We start from the raw sequence: 24,118 nt of genomic DNA, 5'->3' as shown, positions 1-24,118 counted from the left end.
TATTCCAATGCGTTTAACATTAACTTCTTGCCGTTTCCACATCTACCATATAATGGCCTTTCAACCAATCTCGTCCTATCAATAGTTTATAGTCCATGTGACTACGATCACGCAAGTTGACGCTGACTTTACGTGCCTCACCTTGATAAAGAATAGTGACTTTAACGATATAGCGACGCTCTTCTCCTTGAGAGTTGATTATCTTAGAGACACCCACTATTTTAGCCGTCATACGTTTAGACTCACCGTCGGCATTCGTTGTCGTAAAGGACACCATTTTGCCAATATCATGACGCATGGTTTTTCCATCGGATGCTTCCACAACAATATCTTTTGCATTTAATGAAGTTCTTGCTGCCCCAGTGTCAATACGCGCAATATAATTAAGCCCAGTGCCTTTTACTGACATATCAGCCGTAGCACCAATCACTTTTTTGCCTGATGCACAACCCGCTAACGAAATCGAAAACAACAAGGTTAACAGACCTAATTTAAAACTCACTTTCACTTTACGCTCCAAGACGACTCAACAGGGAAACAGATTTGAAGCATGGTGATAGCACATGGATTTTAGAACCGCAATATACCGCCCGCATTTTTTAAGCCAATAACCCATTCCATCTTGCAGCTCGTCAAATCATAGTGACAAGCCGCTAACAGGGTTAAAACATCGCAACATTGTGCTAATACTCCACAAAAGGCGCTTTTATGCGGTTTTTTGACCTAAGATGAGTGCCACTTCTTGATCAAATAAATTTTTTATGAGCACTGAAAATTCACTAATAAAAACCGATTGTGCTTGGGTCGCTGGTTCATTAGCAACATTGGCAAGAATTTCTTCCAGATCATAAACAATAGCATCCACCTCTCGAATCACTTGATTACGCTGGCTAAAAGATAACGCCGGATTTTGACCACAAACCATAATAATTTGGGCTGCTAACTGTGACTCAAACAGCTCCATCACAGTATCATCAATTCGTGTTGAAGTCGGATCTTCAAATAAGTCCAAATGCTGTGATAAATAGTGTATCAGATGTATGTAACCTTCTTTATCTGTTACCATAAAACCCCAATTCCTTTATTGATTCACCCTAATACTGAGTAGTTACCTGTGCTTAGCATCCACAAAGGCACGACAAGAGGCGGCTTACAAAACCGCCTCCCTAATTCAAACAAAAGTCAAAAGCTCAAGCAAAAGTTCAAGCAAAGAATGTGGATTACTGATGCAAACTTAATACAAAAGACACGGGCACCGCGTAGCTTATCTGCGTTAGCCCTGCAAGATCCCGTAATTTATTCACACCCGAGACCAATTCAAACTCCCCAGCATTAATAATAACAGGTTGAGTACTGGTCACTAACAAGCCGGTTTCAGACAGTTTTGCCACGCTCACCGTCACTAACATTTTTTTACTTTCACCATGAAAATCAATATTGGCATCGACTTCCATTCTAGCGACTTCACCTAACTGCAGATCCTGAATCGATTTGGGATCAATTTGGGCGCTCAATGTTAATTTGGGGTATTTATCCACCTCAAAAAAAACAGATTTCATTCGCGTATCTCGAATGGCTATGCCCGTTGAGACGCTGGATAAAGGAATGGTTAACGAAAAAGCCCCTTTATCATTCAATTGGCCGTCGACTTGAGTAAAACGATTTACCTCCGCGATTTTGCCTTGTTTAATGGAGACATAACTCACATTAGATTCTTGATTGCTCACAGTCCAAGTGGCAGCATTGACGCTAAAGCCTAAAGGCAATAGCAAAGCGAGTAACCCCGTTTTTAAACCCTGTTTCATTTTCTGCTCCATTTCATATCATCATATTAAGGGGCAAGACGCGCTTTGTCCCATTGACCTTCATGTTGAGTGTATAAAAAACGATCGTGAAGTCTATGCTCTCCTCCTTGCCAAAACTCAATACTTGAAGGTCTCACGCGATATCCCCCCCAAAAGCTAGGTACAGGGACTTCTCCTTTGGCAAACTTGGCCTTAAGCTCACTAAACTTACTGTCCAACACATTACGAGCACTAATAGGACTCGACTGCTTAGACACCCAAGCTGCGATTTGGCTGTCTTTAGGCCGGCTCACAAAATAACTCAAGACTTCTTTTTTTGACAAGGGCTCAGCAACCCCTGTTATTGCCACTTGTTTATCAATGGATTGCCAAGGAAATAATAAACTGACTTTCCCATTAACTGCAATCTGTTTCGCCTTACGGCTACCTAAGTTAGTAAAAAAAACAAAACCTTGGTCATCAAAGCGTTTTAACAAAACAATACGCTGAAACGGTTGCCCGGTTTCATCAACCGTGGCAACGGACATCGCAGTGGGATCTGCGATATTGGAATCCTTTACCACTTCTAACCAATGGGTAAATAATGCCATAGGATTGCTCGGCATATCTTCGTGAATATCACCACTGAGAGTATATTCACGTCTAATATCACTAATGTCTGTCATTAAACTAATCCCTAATATTCATTGAAACAAGTGTATTTTTATAGCAATCACCACACTACTTATCAGTGACTTTACCATTACTGCAAGCCCAAACATGCAGCATTTCCAATCCTAAGGTCGCCGCCGCTAATGCGGTAATATCACTGCTGTCATAGCTTGGCGCCACTTCCACCACATCCATGCCTACAATATTCATGTCTTTTAAGCCACGAATGATCTTAAGGGCTTTATCGCTAGTCAGCCCGCCACAAACAGGGGTGCCTGTACCCGGTGCAAAAGCTGGATCTAAGCAATCAATATCAAAGGTGATATATAAAGGACGATCGCCAATGCAAGCCTTAACCTGAGAAACAATATCATCCACACTTAAATCGTTAGCCGCAGCTGCATCAATGACTTGAAAAGCATGATTTTGTTTATCATATTCAGTACGGATCCCTATCTGCACTGAGTGCTCAGCATCAATAATTCCTTCTTTAGGGGCATGATAAAACATAGTGCCATGATCATATTGACTTCCTTGACTGTATGTATCTGTGTGGGCATCAAAATGTAACAGCGCCATTTTGCCATGTTTCTTATAATGGGCTCTTAGCAGAGGCAAAGTCACAAAGTGATCGCCACCAAAACTCAATAATGCCTTACCCGAATCCACAATTTTTGAAGCAAACTGCTCCACCCTCGCAGTAAAGTCTTTTGCATCACCACAGTCATAAACTAAATCACCCGCATCAACAATACTAATGTGTTCACACAAATGAAAATCCCATGGCCAACGCTTTTCTTCCCAAGCTAAATTGACTGATGCTTGACGGATCGCCCCCGGTCCCATACGACCACCAGAGCGTCCCGTTGTCGCCATGTCAAAAGGCAATCCTAATACAACCACATCAGCCTCGCTGGCAATGGGATTAAAATCTAAAGGTTGGCGTAGATAACCAAATGCATTTGAATACAAAGAATAATCCGCTTTATCAGCAATGGTGCTCATAACTTCTCCAAAATAGCACTCAACTATAGTGCGTAAAAATTGTGCGTAAAAATTAACTCATACTCTGATGCATCAATCCATGGCGATGCATCAATCATAGTGATGCTAAAATTCAGCCCTATTATAGCCCGTAGGCAGGCAAGACCTCAGTATGATTCAGTTGATATTGATAAAAAAATAGCTTTTCTGTGTTGGACAGTGATAACTGACTTTCTAATAAACACAATACCCTTTGATTGGATGGCAGCACTAGAGGCCTATTCAAGGTTTGCACATCCCACTTTTTGGGTAAGAATAATGATAAAAAATGCTCGACCAAAGCCGAGTATTGATCATGCCCACCAAAATTGGTTTCAACACTCACATAAGAGCTTTGTGTTTGCGGTGTAATGTGAATGGTAAAATAATTCGCGTCATACATACCATTAATTGAATAACCGTAAGGTGAAAAACAATGATCGTCCAAAATAAACTGAGGAAAAAACCTCTCTAGCCCCAATCGCTCTCGAATCCCCTCGCAACTGACACTGTCGCTGCGTAAATACGTGGCAAACTCCCCTTGAATATGGTACATCAATAGCTCGCACCCCGCTGAAAAGGGCTTGAGTTCAACCCTATTCACCTCATTGCAGGCCATCTCATCCAAAGCTATCCCATCACAGCTCACTTCATTCCAGACCATCTCATTCAAAGCCATTCCATCACAACTCTCTTCATCATAGATCACTGCATCATAGGACATCTCACCCGTATTTTTTTCATTCCTGCTTATTTCATCGCGCTTTATTTCACCGCTGTTTATTTTATCATGGCTCTTCTCTACAGGGTTCAAGACAGCTAAATCAGCATGAAAGACATATTGATGATGACCGTCTAAATGACCAATACGATAAGCACGGCCATTGATTTTTTGCTTAAGCAATGAGATATCATCTAAAAAGTGCTGTTGTTGTAACGCAGGCATAAACTCATTGCGCCGACAATAGCGCACCTGAACTACCGCATCCTTATGCACTTGGCTCATAAAGTGTATAAGGCTGTCAACTAACGTGCTATCACCACAAGTTAACATTAAAAAAGCCTTATCCCACACAAACAAGCTAGATTCACTGAGCAAATAAGCATCACATTGAGTGCTACTGATCTTAGAGAGTATTTTTGCCCTTGAAAAAGAGACGAGATACGCCCAAAAGTCGGCGTCAAATTGCCGCAGCGAAATATGTTTGTCAGACACTTTGACCAAGATTTTTTTTTCGACTCCTTCAAAAAACATACTGCAGCTTATTCACTCCATTTAAGCTTGATGGACACATCTAAAAATCACGGCAATGATGAACCACTGCCGTTCTTTTTAGATAACTTAAATAACAACATCACCAGTATGAAACCTGGCATAAGGATAAAGTGTGCTTGGTTTAGGAAAAATCTTCCAAATAAGTGTAACCTTCAAGCCCAAGTTGCAATTCTTTTAAAATATCCACTCGCTCTTGCTCATCAATATGTTGATGCACTAAGTCTTCATAGGTTTGCATGAAAGATAGTGGATCAAGGTTCACATATTTTAAGACATCCGCCACTGTGTCTCCCGCCAGAACCGATTCAATATCCACTTGCCCTGCGTCATCTAAGCGCACCACGGTAGAATGGGTATCACCAAATAAATTATGCATATCGCCCAAAATCTCTTGATAAGCACCCACTAAGAAAAATCCCATAAAGTAAGGACTTTGAGCGCTCCAAGTGGGAACCGGTAATGTGGTTTCAATGCCTTGCCCGTCCACAAATTGATCCACAGTGCCATCAGAGTCACAGGTAATATCTAGCATCACCGCCCGTCTTTCTGGCACTTTGTCCAAGCCGCTTAAAGGTAAAATAGGAAAGACTTGTTCGATCCCCCAAGCATCAGGCAAAGATTGAAACAAAGAGAAATTCACAAAGAACTTATCGGCAAGCTTTTCATTCAGCTCATCAATAATAGGTCGGTGAAAACGGTATTTGCTGCTCATATTATCGCGCAGCTCATGACACACTCTTAAGTTCACTTGCTCGGCCCATGCACGCTCAATTAAGCCAATTTGCCCCAATGAAAATAAAGAATGCACTTCTGCTAAATCACTTTGGCAGTCATGAAATATTTCAATTAAGGCCCGTTGATCGGCCTTGCCACTGACTTCTGTCCAAGATTGCCACATGTTATGCAGTAATTGCGGCGAGTCTGGATGCGGCGGCTCAATCACCTCGGGCTGATAGGTTTCTGTGCCAATAACATCGGTGATCAGCACCGCATGGTGCGCCGTTAAATAACGCCCCGATTCAGAGATGATCCTTGGCATGGGCTGTTCATATTCATTACAGATATCTGTTAGTACACTCACAATATTGTTCGCATACTCAGTTAAACCATAATTCATCGAGTTAGTACTTTGACTCCGCGTGCCATCATAATCGACGGCCAGTCCACCACCTACATCAAAACACTTCACCTTAGCGCCCAACTTCATGAGCTCACAATAAAAGCGCCCAGCTTCCCCTACACCTTGGCGAATATCACGAATATTGGCGATCTGTGAACCTAAATGAAAATGCAATAACTGTAATGAAGACAACATGTCTTTTGTTTTCAGCTCATTAATCACCGTTAGCACTTGGGCCGCCGATAAACCAAATTTCGACTTTTCTCCTCCACTGGCTTGCCATTTGCCTTTACCCTGAAAAGCTAAACGCACTCGTAAACCTAATCTAGGTGTGACACCTAAATCTTGCGCCTCTTCCAGAACCATTTTAAGTTCTGACATTTTCTCAAGAACAATATACACTTGATGGCCCAATTTTTCGCCAATCAAGGCCAAACGGATATATTCTTTGTCTTTATAGCCATTACAAATAATCACTGAGCTGGCTTTTTGTGCCATGGCCAATACCGCCATCAGCTCAGGTTTACTGCCCGCTTCCAATCCCAATTGGGGGATTTCTTTGCTTTTTTGACTGGCAAGAATTTCCTCAACAACCGCTTGTTGCTGGTTCACCTTAATGGGATAAACCAATAAATAATCAGCGTCATATTGATATTTTTGTATCGCTTGATTAAAGGCTTGGCACAGACTGTGGACTCTGTGATGCAAAATTTGTGGAAAGCGTACTAAAACAGGCAGAGCCACACCGGCTTTGACTAAATTTTGAGTCAGCGCATTTAAGCCAATTTTACACTCGGGACGCGCCAAGTCCGGCGACACAGTGACTTCACCCGTCTCGCTGATCCCGTAAAAGCTTTGACTCCAATAATTAACGTTATACAGCGAACGCGCATCATCAATGGACCAATTGTTCATATTTTTCTAACCTGACTATTACCGACTTCAATTCAGCTCTCTCTACACAGACAGATAACTGGCTTTTTATCTCCTGGGCCATCAACCTAAGAGACGTTATTCACTATTCACCTTAAACTTGATTCGGTGATTGGTGAAAGGACAATAAAATAATAATTGATTTGATAAAAAACGCGACTCGAATAGGCTTAAACCTGCTGTGAGTGTATGGCGCTTTCTAAAAAACGCAATTAAACCTCGCAAAGTCAAATAAAGCAAGCTTAAAACAAGACTTACTCATGACTTTTCCTTATAATCTCGCTGCTATACCTCGTATCTTTTTTTATCCCTTTTTTAGAGTTGAGAATACCATGATCCAAATCGGTCAAACCTGTACCCTTGAAGTCGTGAAAACAGTCGATTTCGGCGTCTATTTAAATGCACAAGAACTGGGTCAGGTTTTGCTTCCTCGAAAAGTCACACCCAAAGATTGTAAAGTCGGTGATAAAGTGACTGTGTTCCTTTATTTAGACTCTAAAGATATGATCATCGCCACCACAAAACGCGCCAAAGCACAGGTCGGTCAGTTTGCCTATCTAAAAGCCGTTGAAATTGGCCGATTTGGTGCCTTTTTAGATTGGGGATTAGAAAAAGATTTATTACTGCCGTTTGGTGAACAACATAAAACAATCGAAGCTGAGCGTTCCTATTTAGTCCATGTTTATCAAAGTCCCGTGGATGAACGTATTGTGGCCTCATCCAAGATAGACAAGTTTCTTGATTTAACTGAGCCACATTATGGCAAAGGACAAGAAGTGGATTTGATCATCGGCGGCACCACAGATCTGGGTTATAAAGCCATAGTCAATCATGCTCACTGGGGCGTTATTTACAAAAATGAAGTCTTTCAGCCCCTCAAATTTGGTCAAAAACTTAAAGGTTATGTTAAGCAAGTTCGCAGCGACGGAAAAATTGATCTGATTTTGCAAAAAGGCGCAAAAGTCGAGCTAGATAAACACGCTACGACGATTTTATTTAAATTAAAACAAGCTGGCGGCTTTTTGCCTCTCACAGATAAGACCCAAGCCGAAGACATTTATGCACAATTAGCCATGAGTAAAAAAGCCTTTAAGAAAAGCATCGGCGCCTTGTATAAACAGCAAACGATCACCATAGACAAAGATGGGATCAGGCTAGTGAAATAAAATCCACACCTCTAACCCCATGGATGGGGAAGCCTACTTGATATTTGACTCTTTTATGAATAACAATGAGTCACTGAATGATCCTTCATAAAAGAAAAAAGCAATACCGTTTTTAGACGAGACAGTCACAGCCTTGAGCAAATCAACGAGATCGATAATACCGATCTAATTTTTTGATCGCATAGACAATGGAATAAGTAATAGGTATCGCCAGAAGACACAAAACAGACTTAGAAAGAAATGAACCAAGCACTAAAGTCAATTTATTTGAAGCCCAATAAAACACAATATTTATAAAGATCACTGAATCAATAAATTGGCCAATAATACTTGAAACTCCACAACGTAACCAGAGGTGGCGATGACGCATTGCCTTTTTGATCTTTTGAAATACATAGACATCCGCAAATTGTGCGACCAGAAAAGCCACAAAAGACCCCACAAAAACAAGATAATTTTTCGATAATATCGCTTGGTAATGCACTTGATCGTGCCAGATTGACGCACCTGGAGCGATAATAGACAACTGAATAAAAATAACAAAGAATGCCTGAGATCCTATCCCTAATACTGAGATTAAATAAGCAAGCTGTTTACCATACATTTCACAGATCCCATCGATGATAGGAAACGTAAACAAAGCAAAAATGATATTTGAGAACGGAAAAATAACGATGAAATGAACAGGCTTTAGCGCCACTATTGTCGATGCCGTCATCGCACTAATAATAATCATAAATAGCGCCAGCAAGATCATCAACCTAACATGGCTCATGTGCACACCTTATTTTTTATATCATTAAGGGGTACTCTTAGGTTACTCTAAGATGATATTCTTTGCCATAATGGGCATCCCACAGCAATTTAAAAGCATATCTGGAGCCAAATATGGAACTCACGCCACTAGAAGCGAGAATTATTGGAGTACTGCTGGAAAAAGAACTCACCACACCTGAGCAGTACCCGCTGTCGCTTAATGCCCTCACCTTAGGCTGCAATCAAAAATCCAGCCGCTTCCCTGTTCTGTCGCTAAGTGAAACAGAAGTGCAAGCTGGAGTCGATAGCCTGAATAAAAAACGCCTCATTTCGGAGCAATCAGGCTTTGGCAGCCGAGTGGTCAAGTATAAACACCGCTTTTGTAATACTGAATTTAGCGATCGGCAATTTAGCCCAGCTCAAGTGGCCATTATTTGTTTATTGTTACTTCGCGGCCCTCAAACTGCGGGAGAGCTCAGAACCCGCAGTAATCGTTTACATGGCTTTACCGATGTCCACGAGGTCGAGCAGACTTTACATCAACTGGCCCAACTCAGCCCAGCCTTAGCCATACAATTAGCCAAAGAACCCGGTAAACGCGAGGCCCGCTTTGATGAGTGTTTCACGCCAAGCAACAGCACGTCGCCTCACATTGCACAGGACGAGGTACATTCAAACACCCCATCACTTCAAACCCGTGCCAACACAACTAAAGATTGCTGCAATGAAGATAACAGTGAATACACGCAATTGCGCAACCGCGTAAGTGTATTGGAACAAGAAGTCGACAGATTAAAGACGGCGCTGGCGGATTTACTGGATTAACCTTAGCAAGTGAACTGTGCCTGAGGGAACTGTGCCTGAGGGAACTGCTCTAAGCACTTGCTTTAAACCCTGCTGATTGATTTAAATAATTAACTTAAACTACTGATTTAAATCTTATTTAACTAATTAATTTAACCAATTTGTTTAACAAAAAGAATAGGCGAACCAATGCTGTTAACCTTGAAGCTGTTAACCCTGAATAGAAGAGAGTCTTATCGTGAATAATGCCGCCCCCAGTCAGTTACAAAACACTGCCATTATCGCCTTATTTGAAGTGAAAAAAATACTCTTCAATACACGAGGCCTCATCGCCATTGCCGCTTTTGCGTTAGTTTGGCTATTAATTTTACTCTATCCGATTAAAGATGCGTCGACTTATTTACTCGATCCCAGTTTCAGACAATTACTCATTAGTGTATTTGGAGAGAATTCAGTAAACCAACTCTTTAGCTGGAAAGTGGCAGAAATGGCCATTTTTTGGGTCATCGCATTATTCATCTTCCCCCTGTTTAGCATTTCTGTGGCGGCGGATCAATTTGCATCGGATAAAAACCGTGGCAGTTTTCGCTTCTTGACCTTAAGAACCAGCCGCGACAGCCTCTATTTTGGGCGTTTTTTAGGAAGCTTGCTGATCCAGTCCATTTTGTTACTCATTACAGTGGCAGCAACCATTATTCTCAGCGTGAGTCGTGATGCCAGTTTATTCTTGCCCGCCTTAAGCTCTGGTGCCTTAGCCAGTATTAATATCATCATAGTATTAATGCCTTACACTGCCTTAATGGGCCTGTTATCTTTATATGCTAACTCATCAAAACAAGCCACCATTTATGCCGTACTCTTATGGGCATTACTATTTATTGTCAGCAGCTTCTTTAGCGAACACCCTAGCATCATAGCCGCTCTTCAATGGGTGCTACCGGGCGCGCAGATCTCACAGATGATCAACACCCATGGCTTGGGAAGTTTTATTTATGCTCCCATGCCACTATTACAAACCCTAGTACTCTTGACTCTGGGTCGCCTATACATGAAACGGAGTGCAATATGAGCCTTATTCAGTGCCACAATCTCACCAAACATTATGCCAGTAAATGTGCCCTTAATCAGGTCAGCTTAACCTTAAAGGCGGGTCAGCCCATCGCCCTTGTTGGCCCTAACGGTGCCGGAAAAACCACACTCTTTAGTCTCTTATGTGGCTATATTCAGCCAAGCAGTGGCGAGATCAGCCTGTTAGGTCATGCGCCGGGTAGCCCAGCCTTACTGGGTAAAGTCTCCTCTTTACCCCAAGATGCCAGCTTAGATCCCAACCTCACCATTATTACCCAGCTAACTTTATTTGCGCGCTTGCAAGGTTTTTCCAAAACCGCTGCCCAGCAAGAAGCCTTGCGCGTACTGAGTTTAGTGGGGCTAGAAAGCAGTGCCAATCAAAACCCCACCGCTCTAAGCCATGGTATGAGTAAACGCGTCTCCATTGCCCAAGCCTTAATAGGTGAGCCCGAACTGGTATTGCTCGATGAGCCGACCGCAGGGCTGGATCCCGCCAATGCCAAAATCATTCGCCATTTAGTCAAATCCCAATCCGGCAACACCACCTTTATGATCAGCTCACATAATCTAGATGAGTTAGAAAAACTCTGTGATCAGGTGCTCTACTTAGATAATGGCAAGCTTAATCAGTCAGTTTCTATGAGTGATAGCCAGCAACAAAATTACCTCACTCTCACTATGAGCCAATGCCAAAGCGATGAGCTTATCAGTGCCATTTCCGCGTTAGAAGGGGTGCATACTATAGCGCAAAAACAAGAGAATGAATTTATCATTCAACATGATAAAGCCAATATCGAAATCGCCTTATTCACGCTATTTTCGAAGCATAACTGGCAATATAAATCTCTGCTCAAAGGCCGCCGCTTAGAAGAAAAGTTATTCTCTTAACACCATAAAACATCATCAGTCTTTAGCTCAAATAAAGACTGATGATGTCTGTCTAAATAACGGGTGTGAATGGCTAGTGTTAATGCTAAAAAGGGGTATGTTTTACAAGCAGTACAAGCAGTACAAGCAGTACAAGCACCAAAAACATTGAATGCACTGTTGATGCCATGGTTATTGTTATGTTTCTTCTGAAAACCTAAATTTTTTAAACATTGTTAATACAGGTTTCACAAGCTCTTGAAGCTCTCGCCCTTGTTCTACACTAACAAGAAAGCTATATGCAGCAATAAACACAGGGTATTTTCGACGCAATGACTTTAAAGCCCTGTGGTTAGCCTTATACGAACAAACAATCGTGGCCTTATCTTTATCACTTATAAAACTAGCAATTGACTCAAAAAGCTCGGTACTGGCCCCATTTATGAACATTAAATGTCCATAGAAATAATTTGACCCCTTAATAATAGGAAAGTCAAACAGGGAGGATTCAGCTACTGATCTTAGCTTTTCATAAGTACCATCAAAGTCATTGCTCTCAGCGGGAATATCAATACCAATTACGTAATTTATCTTTGCTTGGGATATGACATTATGTATTAAGTTACGATAACGAGACTCAGTTAAATTCAACGCATGTTTGTGCTCTTCAATCATCACCTGTTTTTTCAACTCTTGGTAGTCAGATAACAGTTCAACAATTGTATAATTTCCAAGTTCATCTAGTTGAGGCTTATTGATATTATTCCAAACCTCATTTAGTGCGACTTCACAACGCTCAAGGTAAAATTCTGATTTCTTATCTTTTAATTCTTTTGCTTTATCCTTGCGGTTTGTGACAAAAGTCAACACCGCAACGCTCACGCCAATAGTAACAACAACTACACTGATTAGCCGAACTAACGGCAAGATTATTGTAATTTCTTCCAATCTTTATTCCTCGTTATAAGAAAAACATAACGTCTGAAACACCTAGCTACTTACAGCGCAACAGAAAACTAATCCGACAACAGTGCCTTATAATGCCAACTATACAGGCTAGTCATCTTTGTCCCATCCAGCTCTTCCATCACAATAATTACAACCAGCCCAAGAACTATATTCCATATCCCCTGTATTAGATTCATTACACCATCCGCAGAACTGAAGATAATCGAGTGTAAGAAAACAGCTCGTACAGATATATGAATAATCTTCAGTACGCACAACGGTATGGTAACCATCACAGTCACTACAATTACCTAAATCCCATGATAAATCAGCTTCTCTAGCTGCTATATACGCAGCTCCCTCATCAATCAACTCCCCAGCTAAGTCATCAGGTTCAAAACTTTTACCACAATTGTTACACTGACCGAAGCCTTCATTTATGAATGTTACTTCCTCACCACAGGACGTGCAGTCTATCTTCAGTACTTTCTCTGTCAAACCACAAACCAAGCAGTTTGCCTCATAAACAATTTTTTGATCCACTTCATTGTGTTGAGATTCAAACCCACAGGACGGGCAACATTGAAATATTTCCCCTTCTTTTTTTCTATTTTCTATTTCAGGCTTAATTTGATCGTAAATCACTTGTAAAAATGTATGTAAGGAACGAAGCTTTTTATCTACCTCTAAAAGAGGAGCATTCCAATGACTAAACACATCTTTCCAACGCGTAGATAATATATGATGAAGGAAATACCAGGCAGTCAACTGCTGCTTAACAGTATCTCTAACTTGCTCACTATTTTCTTCAGAAGAATGAGCTTCATGAAAGAAATGCACAACCTTGTTTCTATGCTTTGTGATCTCTCGAAATGATGTTAATTCAGATTTAGTTAGTCCGCTCCTAACAACTTTTTCTAATCTATCTGCTGCACCGTCAAGTGATACAGATTGAAAGTTACCAGAAATAAATTTATTCCAATCTGGATCTTGTCTTTGAGAAATAACCAACGACCAATGCTCTGCCATTAATCGTGCCTTTAAGAATAGTTCAACGGCAGCATGAAAGTGTATTACAGAGAATTTAGGGTGATCCTGCAAATCATCTACAGCTTTATTTAGGAAGTCGATTCCATTCTCAACCAACCTTTCAAGCATATCTTCCTTCTTCATTTTACATCCTATTTCATTCAATCACATACCATTGGCATACTGAAGGCATAACGCCGCGCTCTGGGGGAAACTGAAGCATAGCGTAAATTTGTCCCTAGCAGTACTTTGTTATAGTAGCCTATGAATTTCATGGCTATTTATAGCTAGCTAAAGCCAGCCATTATTAATCAATAACATACTGAGCTTTTCACCAGAATTCAACACTCAACATTTATTAAGTCATAACCTGACTATTTTTAACCTACATGTCTGCATGTTGAGCTGGAAAAATGAGTAATATTAGCGGAATGAGTGAGTTTTGAAGTGTAACATACTGACTCAGTTTGCCTTTTTATCATATGAGGCTGAGGTTCGTGAACTTAACTATTAACATAACAAGATAAGTTATCAAGATAAGCTGCGCATTATCCTGACATATAGGCCCTATAGGTATATACAGGCAACATGTTAGCAGCATTTTGAAAAGTGCCGTAGTTAACAACAAGGCCATGCCAATGACACATAGCCTTGTTGGTCAACACACCGCTATTCCCTCTTATTTTTTAAGCAAATTGTCAGGAATATACCCTTTGTAAAGGCTATCCTTTGGAAGGCCATTTTCTTCACAGAAATCATCCCGCTGAGAATGCCCTGCTTGGATCATAGCAAGGTGTTTGCCACTTGGCTGTGACAGTTCAATGCCATTCTCTTGAGCATATTTATACAGCCGCTCGGCTGCAAAATAAAAATCAAGTTGCTTGTTTTTTTCGAGTAACTGTCCTTCTATCACATTATATAAGCGTTCCATACTGCTTGCTGATGTACTGATCTCCAACCAATTACTCATTAGTGAATTAAACAAACTATAATCTGGACCTCTTAAACGCATAAAGGTTACAAACCGACCATCATTTGTAGGCTTATTATTGCTCCTGTCGTTTAAATACTGCTCAATGGCATCAAGTTTCGACTTTGGCTCTCCCTCCTGCTTTACCACTGCATTTAATACGAAAGAGTGACTCACTCCCCAATCCCTATGATCTTGAGGATCTTGTTGCTTAGCCATCGCCCCCGCATCTAACGCAATAACTTTACCCAAGGCACGTAATTCTAATAACGCAGCTTGATATTTATTCTGCGCATCAAGCTTAGCTTTATCATTCTTGGCGGCAAGAATATCACGCAAACAAGCCTCTACCTTTCCTAATAGAGATTGAGAATCATTTTTAGTTGCTGCAAATGTTTTACGCATTTTTAAATCAATAAAGATGCTCATCAACTCGGCATCTTCCAATGTCGTTTGTTCCTGAATGAGCGCTTCTGCTTGCTTAGGAATATCAAGTACCGGTGAATGTTCTAGACTTGATAACCTAAAATGACTCTCTTGCTTCCAATTTATAAAGTCTTCACGTAACTGAGCCAGCACAGAAGTCGAAAATGGCTCTTGTGCCGCTGACAAAGAAATCGCTGTTACCGTTTCGCCAAACTCCTCAAAAAGATCATTATCTTCAAAACCATAACAAATTCCAGCATTATCAAATGCCTCTTTGAAATAAAAATATTCATAATAAGGCGTGGTCAGTTCCTTAAAACTCGCATATTTTGCTTCTTCACCAGTGTCGTTATTAACAAAAAATGGCACCACATCACCCTCTACGGGTTTCAATTTGAAACTATATTGTTGATTCACTCCATCAATACTTTCATTAATTAATTCAGCTAGTTTCAGCACTGAATGCGATGCTTTATACAATTTCCCGTGGATTTCATATTCATCTTGATGGCGATAATCATGCCGCCAGTGTGAAGGCCATTGCTCGGTTTCAGCGGATGAAGCAGAAGTAGATGCCGACATCAACTTGTCTCTTAAGGACCCACCGACAAACTGCCCTTGCTGCTGCTTCCTGTCTTCTATTTGAGCTAATTGTTTTTTAGCTGAATCCACTGCAGCGATATTATTAGAAATACTATTAAGTTTATATTTATATAGCTTTTTACCTTCAAGCTCGGGATGACTGGCAACGCACTGATGTTGCTCATTAACCACTTTATTTAACATATCATATTGCAAGTGTAATTTATGCTCTCTATCCGGCGTTGGAATGGTAAACTTAAGCGGATTCTTTTCACCCGGTAACGCTATCGATAACTGGTCCCCATCTCGTTTAAATATAGCCCCAACTTTTTCACATTCGGTTTGTAATTTAGCAAGAGCAGCATCAAACTTCTTATTTTCTCTGTCAAATTCAAAAACAGAGGTTGAATTCATCCATTGCTCATGGGTATCGGCGAGGTTTTGTGCCTGCTTAATCACATCAAGAGCGATATTAGCGCCAAATAGGCTTTTTATTTCAGCAACGAAGACTTGGCAAGCCTCTTTAAAATAAGCGATTTTAGCCTGAGTATCATGCCACTCACTCTTAATTTGAAACTGCTGTTTCTCATTGCCTGATTGAGCGAGCAACGCATCTTGATTAACATAAGCATTATTTTGCAGTCGAGCCCCAATAGTGTCAAAAGCACCCATATATAAACAATCATCCTTTAATTAAAATAAAAATTAATGGGCACTAGTATTCAAAAACAATATGAGCTTTGCTTCCGAAAAAAAATAAAATTAACAAAAAACAAAAACAACCCACAAACTTAATCGTTTTAATTATTGTGAATAAACGATGAAATCAATCATAAAAATGAGTTGATACCCGTGAAACTGACTAATAACACGAATCCTTGTGTATAAGCATTGACATCCAATATCACTACTCGTCCACCAGTGTTGGAATCGCTTGTTTCGACACTATAACCATAGTTTCTATACTGCCATCAAGGCCCGCCTCAGTACTACTGAGTGGCTGCCATTCACTGCTACTTATATCCCACTTACCAATATTATAAATGGGTGAATCCACATTCTCAGTGATGGTAAAAGAACCCGCAGCATAAAGAATATTATTATTTGCAACATAAATAAGGGGTTTAACAAAGCCAGACTCCACAGGCGGAGAATTATCAATACTCGACCATGAGTCGATAATCGGATTATATTGTGCTAACCCTTCTGCATCAATTTCGGCATTCGTATCAGACTCATTCGCCACGGAAGTAAAGTTCCCACCAATAAACATGCTATATTTATCAATGGCCAAATACCCCACCACATTGGCATTATCACTGCTGTCAGAATCCCCATCACAAGGGGGCGTACCGACTCGACAAGCAACGCCAATATTTGTCCATGATGCGAGAGCGTTATTCCAAGTCGTGATCCCAGGATAAAAAAAACCTCCAACAAACAAAGTGTCAGTATAAGCATTAAAAAATAATCCGTTGACCGTATCTTCTACGCCATCGCCTAAACGGAACCAAGCTTGATTATTAATATCATATAAGGCAATGCGACTCGCCGATTGGGAATCGATATTCCCAGTAAATTTTCCCCCTAAGTATAAATAGGCATTGTCTTCATCCAGAGATAATGAGGTCACTTGCGCATTGATTGGACTGTCATCACCACTGCCAAGATCAGTCCAAGTATCATTTTGCCATTGATAAAGGTAACCAAATGCCCCGTCGACACCTGCTAATGCATTAGTGCCTCCAGCAACAAACAAAGCGTCAGTATTCGAATCCCAGTGTAAACTCCTGACTTCATAAGGTAGCTCACTGTTTAACCCATTCCAACTCTCACCATTCCACTGAGCAATAAAATTCACTGGTATATCATCAATTTCACTCATGCAACCTGCAGCAAATAAATGACCCGTGGTTTCATCAAGCACTAAACTATAAAGCAAACCTAAATCATTGTTGGCTCCATTACAGCTTTCACTGCTATTTGACCCTACATTACCCAATTGTTGCCATTCACTGCCATTCCAATAGGCAATATTAATATTCGTATCCTGATTAAGGTAAGTGTAAAGCCCACCCACATAGAGAAGGTTCTGCGCCTTCAGCTGATAAGTCACGCTATCATACTCATTATCAGATAAGGTTAATGCTGCCGTTGCATACTCTCCCACATCGATTTGAGCATCACTTTTAATGTATAAATAACAAAAACCCTCACTGGCTAGTGTGACTTGTGTTTCATCACTTGCCACACAAGATAAAGGAAAATCTTCCCCGTTAACCAAAGAAAACGCTGGCATATCTTGTGCGCTTCCCAAATGGGTATTTAAACTAATATGAAAAGTATGAGGATCGCTAGTACTGGTATTTTTAACTAAAATGCTTTGAACCGTTAATGAGTTTTGTTCAGTATCAAATGTCGAAGTTGTAAAATTGCCGAACTCACCAGAAGTGGAGTCACTACAACCCTGCATATAAAAAAAAATACTCAACAATAGAATTTTCTTACTATTTGCCAACCTTAGCATAAAGGCCCACCTTCACACATTGAAAATAAACTGAATAATCGACTTTTTCTACATATTCTTATCAATAATTAAGCATAGATGAAAGTCTGGTAGGTTGACAAAAAACATAACAAACCATGTGCAATACTCAAATTACAATAATGATTAACGTCAAAATCAGCTAAAATAGTTATTAATCCCCTTCATTCATTTCACAAGGATAGGAAATGTCATTCATTACTAAAATATGTGCTTTAACCCTTGCTTTTGGCTCGGCCAGTCTAGCCTTTCATTCTCACTCTTCAAAGCATACTAATAGGCTCTTCGCCGAACAAAACAATATAGGTCAAACACTCGATCTTCCCTCTTCCTTCTCCATCATGCCAGTAGAGCAAACTTCATTGTTATTGAGCCGTTACAGGCATACTGAGGATGGAAACGAATACGAAAATGAACGCGAGGACGAAAATCAGGGCGATAATGAGCACGAGGATGAATACGAAAACGAACGCGAGGACGAAAACCACGGCGATAATGAGCACGAAGACGAACGCGAGAACGAAAACCACGGCGATGACGAACACGAAAATGAATACGAAGATGAACGTGAGGACGAAAACCACGGCGATGACGAACACGAGAATGAATACGAAAATGAACGTGAGGACGAAAACCACGGCGATAATGAGCACGAGGATGAACGTGAAGACGAAAACGAATAACACTATGTGGGCCACAAAAAATGATGGCCCGATGGCCCACATTAAGTAAAGTACACTTAAATTCTAACCGCTAAGCACTTGAAACAAGTACTCGGTGGCACTAGTGCTCACTCATTAATTGAATAATAACCCTTATACCAATGGACAAAGCGTGCAATTCCTTTATCGATTGGTGTTTGAGGTCGATAGTCTATAATCTTAAATAAATCTTCTGTGTCGGCATAAGTCTGATACACATCACCCGATTGCATTGGCAGCATATTTTTACGTGCAAGCCGCCCTGTTGTCCGTTCAAGCGCATCGATAAAATCCATTAACTTCACGGGACTACCATGGCCTAAGTTATAGACTTTATAAGGTGCCGAGCTGCTGGCAGGCGAACCCGTTTCAACATTCCAGTGTTGGCATGCATTAGGAATGATATCTTTAATTTTCATAATGCCCTCTACAATATCATCGATATAAGTAAAGTCACGTTGCATATCACCATGGTTATACACATCTATCGACTCCCCTTGATATAGCGCACGAGTAAATTTAAAGAGTGCCATATCCGGCCTTCCCCAAGGACCATAAACAGTAAAAAACCTCAGCCCTGTGGTGGGCACTTGATATAAATGCGAATAAGTATGAGCCATTAATTCATTAGACTTTTTCGTGGCAGCATAAAGCGAAATAGGATGTTCAACAGGATCCGATGTTTGAAAAGGGCTTTTTTGATTTAAGCCATAAACAGAACTCGACGATGCGTATACTAAATGTTGAACATCATGATGGCGACAACCTTCTAAAATGGTGAGGTGCCCAACGAGATTACTATCGGCATAAGCCATTGGGTTATCAATAGAATAACGTACACCTGCCTGTGCCGCTAAATGAATAACTTTATCAAATTTCTCTTTAGTAAACAGTGCCGAAACGGCTTGCCTATTGGCTAAATCCAACTCAACAAAACAAAATAAATGGTGGGCGATATGGGCTAAACGGGCTTTTTTCAAACTCACCGAGTAATAATCATTGAGGTTATCAATGCCTACGACTTGGTGTCCTTGAGCGCATAACTTTTCTACCACAGCAGCGCCAATAAATCCCGCTGCTCCCGTGACTAAATACTTCATTGCGACTTCATCCTTAAGCAGCTTATTGATAAATTTGCTTCATTACCTGAACATAACGCTGTATTCGCTGAGGTTTAGGACAGCTTGCTAACATTGCATCATGCCCCAATAACAACCAGTGACGGCGATGAGCAATGCCCAAGTCTATCCCTTTTGACGATTCAAAACACAATAAATCGTCAGACTTTTGCGTTAGCAGATAGCGATTTGGCTTTTCTTTCATCCATAACCAAGCATTTTTATCTTGTTCTTGTGGTGAGGCTAAATAACTAAAATGCACTAAAGGCATAGGTGAAAACAGTAAAAACTGCTCTTTAAATCGTGCTAACCCCACTTCACTACCAGGCGCGATATCTTGCTGTACTTTAGCCATAATCGCTTTAGCAGGTGTGCGAACCTCATTCATCGCAGGATAAGCCATCAATCCATAGACTACCCAAGTTAAACCAATGCCAATACCGTATTGATAAAGGCTTAGTCTCATTCGCTTATCTTGACGAAACCCCACATACAAAACACTTATCCAAGTCCCTGCACCGATTAAACAGACTAAAGCTAATGGCCAAGTCGTCTCGCCCACTTGTCGTGTGATAGCCGGTAATTTAAGAAGACACAAAAACACGCTAATAAGCAACACCAACGCCAATATCATCCCTGTGAATGCCAACACTTTATTAAACCATTTTTTTACCTGTGATAATGAGCAACACGCCCCTACGACTAATGCAAACATGGGCAAGGCAGGTAAAATGTACAAGTTTCGCTTACCAGGACTTAAACTAAAAAACACTATCACTAATCCAACCCAAATTAATAATGACATTGCCACAGGAGAGGCCTTGAGTTCTCGCCAAAATCCTTTGTTGATCATCAATAGGTACAAAGGAAACCACAAAAACGGAATGACACTCACAAAGAAAAAATACCAAGGCTTAATATGCCCCCAAGAGTTCACATATCGCTCAGCAGTTTGTTTAAATAAAATATTATCCCGATAGGCCGCAAAGTCGGGATTATCACTGGTATATGAAAAGTACAAAATGGGGATCAGCCAAGCGAGCAACACCATGAATAACACTAAAGGACCGAAAAACAACTGCATATTCATTTGAGCATCAAACCGATATTCTTTGGTATAATGCAAGACAAAAATAGGAATAAGAAAAAATATCGGCAAAAAACCCACGCCTTTAGTCAGCACGCCTAATCCCATAAAAAACCAGGCAAACAAATACCATAATTTAGCAGGCCCGATAAAAAAGTGCCGAATCAGCCCATACATACTAATGGTTATCCAGCAGGCGACCATAGCATCGATTTGGGCGGTTTTCGCTTGGATCACAAATTGAGGGGCAACCAACAATAATATGGCCGCTTTCTTTGCCACTTTAATATTCCACAACCTTGCACCTAAATCATATACACACAATAAAGTTATCAAACTCGCCACGGCATTTGGTAATAAAAAGGTCCAAGACAAGGAACCCGTTAACAGATACAAAATCGCCATTGACCACATGAAAATAGGCGGCTTATCAGGATAAAACTCCCCGCCTCTTTGAGGAAAAAACCAATTACCCGATGCCACCATCTCGCGCGCGACTTCCACAAAACGAGGCTCATCAGCCGGCCAAGGATCCCGTAATCCAATGCCTGCAAAAATAATAATGAACCCAATCATGAGCAGCCAAAATAATGTTTGATAATACTGTTTTTGCGGCAACGGCATCTCATTACTCATTAACAATATCATCCTTTAAAAATGCTAATTTTGATTTCATATGATCGCGATACAAATAATGAGTAAGCAACATGCTCACTCCAAATAGCACAAAACTTAAATACATTAATTGATTATTCAACGCATTGATGCCCGCCCCCATTAAACTAAACATCAGTGTTTGCGGAATATACCCTATGGCACTGGCAGTGATAAAAGACACATACCGAATATTAATACAGCCACAAAAGACATTGGTGAGCAGATTACTCCCCACTGGAAACAAGCGTATCGTGAGTACTTTATAAAAAGGTTTACGCTGACAAAATTGGTGAAACTGGTTTATTTTTTTGAAAAAATGAGCTCTTAACCAATGCCCTAACAGATAATGGGCAATCCAATAATTAACACTGGCCGCCACTAAGCTCACAAGCACAGCAAATACAAGCCCATAAAGCGCCCCAAATAAATAACCATAGAGCAAGCCATTTACTTGCCTAGGGCCGCCAATCAACACAAAGACAAAGGTGGCTAAAACCACATACACATAACCTATCATGCCTTGCTGTTGCAAATATGAATTAATCCAATTTTCATCAGACAGACGCACTAAAATAGGCTCAATGGCATCAGTCACTAATAAAGCAATGACAGCCAAAAACACTAAAGCCTTAAACACTTTCATTAACGATCCGCGGACTTTTCATCATTTGAATCAAAACGCACTGTTACAGATCCAGGATATTTAGTGCGTTGTCTTAGCCAAAAAACACCAAATAGATCAATAATCCCCACCCACAATCGATTCCAGACATTATAATTTGAAACGCCAGCACGTCTGTCTCTGTGATTCACAGGGCAAATAATAATCTCTCCCCCTAGGCGCTTGATAAGCGCAGGTAAAAAGCGGTGCATATGATCAAAATAAGGCAATAACATAAATGTCTGTTTCGGAAAAAGCTTTAATCCGCAGCCTGAATCAGGCACACCATCAGCCAATAATATTTGCCTTACTTTGTTAGCAAAGCGAGATTGAAATCTTACCCAAGGCGTATCTAAACGTTGATGCCGAAAACCCGCAATGCAGAAATGCGTGGCCACTTGCTGCTGCGCTAGGGCAATCAATTTGGGATAATCAGCAGGATCATTCTGCCCATCCGCATCGGAAGTAATAATCCAATGACCCTTGGCATGACACACCGCACTATACACGCCAGTGCTTTGTCCACAGCTATGGGAATGGGATAACACTTGTAATGAGCAACCGCAAAATTTTGCCATTTCAATGGCTTCTTGCACTGTACTATCATCACTACCATCGTCTGTGATCACAATTTCAAATGAATAATCGGAGTGTAAACTCTGGTGAATTTCTTGAATTAACTGACCAATGTTTCCCTGTTCATTCTTTGCTGGTAACACCACTGAAATTAAAGACATTAAAAATGACACCTGTTACATATAATCAAATTAAAATTTAAGAAGATGAACAGCGAATGCATCAACATATTAAAAATAACAACCTAGTGTAATTAATGATTAAATACAACTAGTATTTAACCCTTAGGCATTAAAATATAGAGAAAAAAGTATTATTAAACTGTATTGACATTACAATATATCTTCCAATATTAATACTATTGTATATCGATATACTTCTGTGCTGGTTAACTTTGGTTTTTATTTATTTTCTCACTCATAAAATCAATAAAAGCGCGATTTTTAGGAGGAGTCAAATGTCTTTTTAAATACACAGCGTAAGTTGAACTTAATCGCTCATATGGGCTCAACTGATATTCAGGTAATACGTGAACGAGCTTTCCACTGTCAAGTTCATTCTTAACCGCCCAATATGGCATGAGCGCTAAGCCAGCATGATTTAATAACAATTGTTTTTGCCCGTTCACAGAATTCACCGATAAACTATGATTAATGGCCAGTTTAATGGCTCTCTCTTCCATTAAAAACCAATCTTGCCAGCCAGAATAACGATATAAAATACATTGATGATCTGTTAATCCTGCAGGTGACAATAAGGGCGCGCTCCTTTTCAAGTAATCGTCACTGGCACACAAGAGAAAATTATTATCCATGAGTTTTTTACCCACCATAGTCGAGTCAGGTAAATAACCACTTCTAATGGCAATATCAATATTATCCTCCACCAAATCAGCGACTCTTTCTGTCAATTCAAGTTCAAGATAAATATCGGGAAAACGCTGCTGAAACTCAGGGATCAAGGGAAGTACAATACTCTCCCCAAATCCAACGGTCATGCTCACTTTCAGCCGTCCCCTTGGATGGGCTTGCAAATCATTTACTGCCCGTTTTGCCGCGTCAAACTCCGACACTATCCTTTGTGAATATTCATAATATTTTAGTCCCGCCTCCGTCAAACTCATATTGCGTGTTGTTTTATTCAATAACTGTATACCCAACTCAGATTCTAATGCCGTTAACTGACGGGAAATCGTGGAAGGCTGCACATCAAGCATACGGCTAGCCTGTGAAATACTGCCAGTTTCAACCACACAGTTGAAATAATGTAAGCGATTAAGCGAGCTCATTGACCATTTTCTCTTCAATCATAAAACAATGATTCTACCCTAACTTTTGCAATAAAAGCAA

At 40.5% G+C, this 24,118-nt stretch carries 22 protein-coding genes; 5 read left to right on the top strand and 17 right to left on the bottom strand.

The window, feature by feature from the left end; translation table 11 throughout:
- Nucleotides 1-19 precede the first annotated feature (19 nt).
- The 7 genes from Q0791_RS04050 to speA form a co-directional block, all read right to left on the bottom strand.
- Nucleotides 20-508 carry a RimK/LysX family protein gene (locus Q0791_RS04050; RefSeq protein ID WP_299003012.1) on the bottom strand — a complete coding sequence of 163 codons (489 nt, stop codon included), beginning with the start codon at nt 506-508 and terminating at the stop codon, nt 20-22.
- Between the two features lie 198 nt (nt 509-706).
- Nucleotides 707-1,066, bottom strand: a complete 360-nt coding sequence (locus tag Q0791_RS04045) for a DUF3802 family protein (RefSeq protein ID WP_299003010.1) — start codon at nt 1,064-1,066, stop codon at nt 707-709.
- A 154-nt stretch (nt 1,067-1,220) separates the two neighbouring features.
- On the bottom strand, nt 1,221-1,805 hold the full coding sequence (locus Q0791_RS04040) for a YceI family protein (protein WP_299003007.1): 585 nt from the start codon (nt 1,803-1,805) through the stop codon (nt 1,221-1,223).
- Nucleotides 1,806-1,831: 26 nt separating this feature from the next.
- A complete protein-coding gene (gene pdxH / locus Q0791_RS04035) occupies nt 1,832-2,470 on the bottom strand; it encodes a pyridoxamine 5'-phosphate oxidase (protein ID WP_299003004.1) in 639 nt (212 codons plus the stop codon).
- 55 nt (nt 2,471-2,525) lie between these two features.
- Nucleotides 2,526-3,461, bottom strand: a complete 936-nt coding sequence (gene speB, locus Q0791_RS04030) for an agmatinase (RefSeq protein ID WP_299003001.1) — start codon at nt 3,459-3,461, stop codon at nt 2,526-2,528.
- A gap of 121 nt (nt 3,462-3,582) precedes the next feature.
- Nucleotides 3,583-4,734 carry a hypothetical protein gene (locus Q0791_RS04025; protein ID WP_299002998.1) on the bottom strand — a complete coding sequence of 384 codons (1,152 nt, stop codon included), beginning with the start codon at nt 4,732-4,734 and terminating at the stop codon, nt 3,583-3,585.
- Nucleotides 4,735-4,876: 142 nt separating this feature from the next.
- A complete protein-coding gene (speA, locus tag Q0791_RS04020) occupies nt 4,877-6,790 on the bottom strand; it encodes a biosynthetic arginine decarboxylase (RefSeq protein WP_299002995.1) in 1,914 nt (637 codons plus the stop codon).
- A gap of 350 nt (nt 6,791-7,140) precedes the next feature.
- Between speA and Q0791_RS04015 the strand changes: the two genes are divergently transcribed.
- The gene (locus Q0791_RS04015; protein ID WP_299002992.1) at nt 7,141-7,974 is read left to right on the top strand and encodes a S1-like domain-containing RNA-binding protein; all 834 of its coding nucleotides are present in this window, start codon (nt 7,141-7,143) and stop codon (nt 7,972-7,974) included.
- A 142-nt stretch (nt 7,975-8,116) separates the two neighbouring features.
- On the opposite strand, the gene Q0791_RS04010 is transcribed toward Q0791_RS04015, so the two are convergent.
- Nucleotides 8,117-8,749, bottom strand: a complete 633-nt coding sequence (locus tag Q0791_RS04010) for a queuosine precursor transporter (protein WP_299002989.1) — start codon at nt 8,747-8,749, stop codon at nt 8,117-8,119.
- A 113-nt stretch (nt 8,750-8,862) separates the two neighbouring features.
- On the opposite strand from Q0791_RS04010, the gene Q0791_RS04005 reads away from it, so the two are divergent.
- The 3 genes from Q0791_RS04005 to Q0791_RS03995 all read left to right on the top strand — a co-directional run bounded on the left by Q0791_RS04005 (nt 8,863) and on the right by Q0791_RS03995 (nt 11,490).
- Entirely contained in the window at nt 8,863-9,555 is a 693-nt protein-coding gene (locus Q0791_RS04005; RefSeq protein ID WP_299002986.1) for a YceH family protein, read from the top strand.
- Between the two features lie 217 nt (nt 9,556-9,772).
- Complete coding sequence (locus tag Q0791_RS04000; protein WP_299002983.1) at nt 9,773-10,603, top strand: ABC transporter permease subunit; 831 nt, start codon at nt 9,773-9,775, stop codon at nt 10,601-10,603.
- Nucleotides 10,600-11,490, top strand: a complete 891-nt coding sequence (locus Q0791_RS03995) for an ABC transporter ATP-binding protein (protein ID WP_299002980.1) — start codon at nt 10,600-10,602, stop codon at nt 11,488-11,490. The genes Q0791_RS04000 and Q0791_RS03995 overlap by 4 nt, the downstream gene beginning before the upstream one ends.
- A 177-nt stretch (nt 11,491-11,667) precedes the next feature.
- Here the strand turns inward: Q0791_RS03995 and Q0791_RS03990 are convergent, their stop codons facing one another.
- The 4 genes from Q0791_RS03990 to Q0791_RS03975 all read right to left on the bottom strand — a co-directional run bounded on the left by Q0791_RS03990 (nt 11,668) and on the right by Q0791_RS03975 (nt 17,951).
- Nucleotides 11,668-12,417, bottom strand: a complete 750-nt coding sequence (locus Q0791_RS03990) for a hypothetical protein (RefSeq protein WP_299002977.1) — start codon at nt 12,415-12,417, stop codon at nt 11,668-11,670.
- 108 nt (nt 12,418-12,525) lie between these two features.
- The gene (locus Q0791_RS03985; protein ID WP_299002975.1) at nt 12,526-13,590 is read right to left on the bottom strand and encodes a hypothetical protein; all 1,065 of its coding nucleotides are present in this window, start codon (nt 13,588-13,590) and stop codon (nt 12,526-12,528) included.
- 535 nt (nt 13,591-14,125) lie between these two features.
- Nucleotides 14,126-16,096 carry a hypothetical protein gene (locus Q0791_RS03980; RefSeq protein WP_299002973.1) on the bottom strand — a complete coding sequence of 657 codons (1,971 nt, stop codon included), beginning with the start codon at nt 16,094-16,096 and terminating at the stop codon, nt 14,126-14,128.
- Between the two features lie 235 nt (nt 16,097-16,331).
- Complete coding sequence (locus Q0791_RS03975) at nt 16,332-17,951, bottom strand: hypothetical protein (protein ID WP_299002970.1); 1,620 nt, start codon at nt 17,949-17,951, stop codon at nt 16,332-16,334.
- A gap of 206 nt (nt 17,952-18,157) precedes the next feature.
- On the opposite strand from Q0791_RS03975, the gene Q0791_RS03970 reads away from it, so the two are divergent.
- A complete protein-coding gene (locus Q0791_RS03970) occupies nt 18,158-18,652 on the top strand; it encodes a hypothetical protein (RefSeq protein ID WP_299002967.1) in 495 nt (164 codons plus the stop codon).
- A 107-nt stretch (nt 18,653-18,759) separates the two neighbouring features.
- Here the strand turns inward: Q0791_RS03970 and Q0791_RS03965 are convergent, their stop codons facing one another.
- The 5 genes from Q0791_RS03965 to Q0791_RS03945 form a co-directional block, all read right to left on the bottom strand.
- Nucleotides 18,760-19,770: an NAD-dependent epimerase gene (locus Q0791_RS03965; RefSeq protein WP_299002965.1), complete on the bottom strand. Its 1,011-nt coding sequence runs from the start codon at nt 19,768-19,770 to the stop codon at nt 18,760-18,762.
- Nucleotides 19,771-19,792: 22 nt separating this feature from the next.
- Nucleotides 19,793-21,511 (bottom strand): glycosyltransferase family 39 protein, encoded by a 1,719-nt coding sequence (locus tag Q0791_RS03960; protein ID WP_299002962.1) that lies wholly within the window; start codon nt 21,509-21,511, stop codon nt 19,793-19,795.
- Nucleotides 21,504-22,175: a TVP38/TMEM64 family protein gene (locus Q0791_RS03955; RefSeq protein ID WP_299002956.1), complete on the bottom strand. Its 672-nt coding sequence runs from the start codon at nt 22,173-22,175 to the stop codon at nt 21,504-21,506. Before Q0791_RS03955 ends, Q0791_RS03960 begins: the two co-directional genes overlap by 8 nt.
- On the bottom strand, nt 22,175-22,930 hold the full coding sequence (locus Q0791_RS03950; protein ID WP_299002952.1) for a glycosyltransferase family 2 protein: 756 nt from the start codon (nt 22,928-22,930) through the stop codon (nt 22,175-22,177). The genes Q0791_RS03955 and Q0791_RS03950 overlap by 1 nt, the downstream gene beginning before the upstream one ends.
- A gap of 227 nt (nt 22,931-23,157) precedes the next feature.
- Nucleotides 23,158-24,057, bottom strand: coding sequence for a LysR family transcriptional regulator (locus Q0791_RS03945; protein WP_299002949.1), 900 nt, complete (start codon nt 24,055-24,057; stop codon nt 23,158-23,160).
- Nucleotides 24,058-24,118 lie beyond the last annotated feature (61 nt).

Origin of the sequence: uncultured Shewanella sp., from assembly GCF_947495455.1 — a bacterium.
Taxonomy (GTDB): Bacteria; Pseudomonadota; Gammaproteobacteria; order Enterobacterales; family Shewanellaceae; genus Shewanella.
Note: the sequence above shows the minus strand (reverse complement) of the source record. Positions and strands in the feature narration are given on the sequence as shown.

Coding starts and splice junctions, on each gene's coding strand:
- Q0791_RS03975 (WP_299002970.1), bottom strand. CDS start 17,951: ATGCTAAGGTTGGCAAATAGTAAGAAAATTCTATTGTTGAGTATTTTT.
- Q0791_RS03985 (WP_299002975.1), bottom strand. CDS start 13,590: ATGAAGAAGGAAGATATGCTTGAAAGGTTGGTTGAGAATGGAATCGAC.
- Q0791_RS03995 (WP_299002980.1), top strand. CDS start 10,600: ATGAGCCTTATTCAGTGCCACAATCTCACCAAACATTATGCCAGTAAA.
- Q0791_RS04015 (WP_299002992.1), top strand. CDS start 7,141: ATGATCCAAATCGGTCAAACCTGTACCCTTGAAGTCGTGAAAACAGTC.
- Q0791_RS04005 (WP_299002986.1), top strand. CDS start 8,863: ATGGAACTCACGCCACTAGAAGCGAGAATTATTGGAGTACTGCTGGAA.
- Q0791_RS04010 (WP_299002989.1), bottom strand. CDS start 8,749: ATGAGCCATGTTAGGTTGATGATCTTGCTGGCGCTATTTATGATTATT.
- Q0791_RS03945 (WP_299002949.1), bottom strand. CDS start 24,057: ATGAGCTCGCTTAATCGCTTACATTATTTCAACTGTGTGGTTGAAACT.
- speA (WP_299002995.1), bottom strand. CDS start 6,790: ATGAACAATTGGTCCATTGATGATGCGCGTTCGCTGTATAACGTTAAT.
- Q0791_RS03980 (WP_299002973.1), bottom strand. CDS start 16,096: ATGGGTGCTTTTGACACTATTGGGGCTCGACTGCAAAATAATGCTTAT.
- Q0791_RS03965 (WP_299002965.1), bottom strand. CDS start 19,770: ATGAAGTATTTAGTCACGGGAGCAGCGGGATTTATTGGCGCTGCTGTG.
- Q0791_RS03950 (WP_299002952.1), bottom strand. CDS start 22,930: ATGTCTTTAATTTCAGTGGTGTTACCAGCAAAGAATGAACAGGGAAAC.
- pdxH (WP_299003004.1), bottom strand. CDS start 2,470: ATGACAGACATTAGTGATATTAGACGTGAATATACTCTCAGTGGTGAT.
- Q0791_RS04025 (WP_299002998.1), bottom strand. CDS start 4,734: ATGTTTTTTGAAGGAGTCGAAAAAAAAATCTTGGTCAAAGTGTCTGAC.
- Q0791_RS04045 (WP_299003010.1), bottom strand. CDS start 1,066: ATGGTAACAGATAAAGAAGGTTACATACATCTGATACACTATTTATCA.
- speB (WP_299003001.1), bottom strand. CDS start 3,461: ATGAGCACCATTGCTGATAAAGCGGATTATTCTTTGTATTCAAATGCA.
- Q0791_RS04040 (WP_299003007.1), bottom strand. CDS start 1,805: ATGAAACAGGGTTTAAAAACGGGGTTACTCGCTTTGCTATTGCCTTTA.
- Q0791_RS03960 (WP_299002962.1), bottom strand. CDS start 21,511: ATGAGTAATGAGATGCCGTTGCCGCAAAAACAGTATTATCAAACATTA.
- Q0791_RS03970 (WP_299002967.1), top strand. CDS start 18,158: ATGTCATTCATTACTAAAATATGTGCTTTAACCCTTGCTTTTGGCTCG.
- Q0791_RS03955 (WP_299002956.1), bottom strand. CDS start 22,175: ATGAAAGTGTTTAAGGCTTTAGTGTTTTTGGCTGTCATTGCTTTATTA.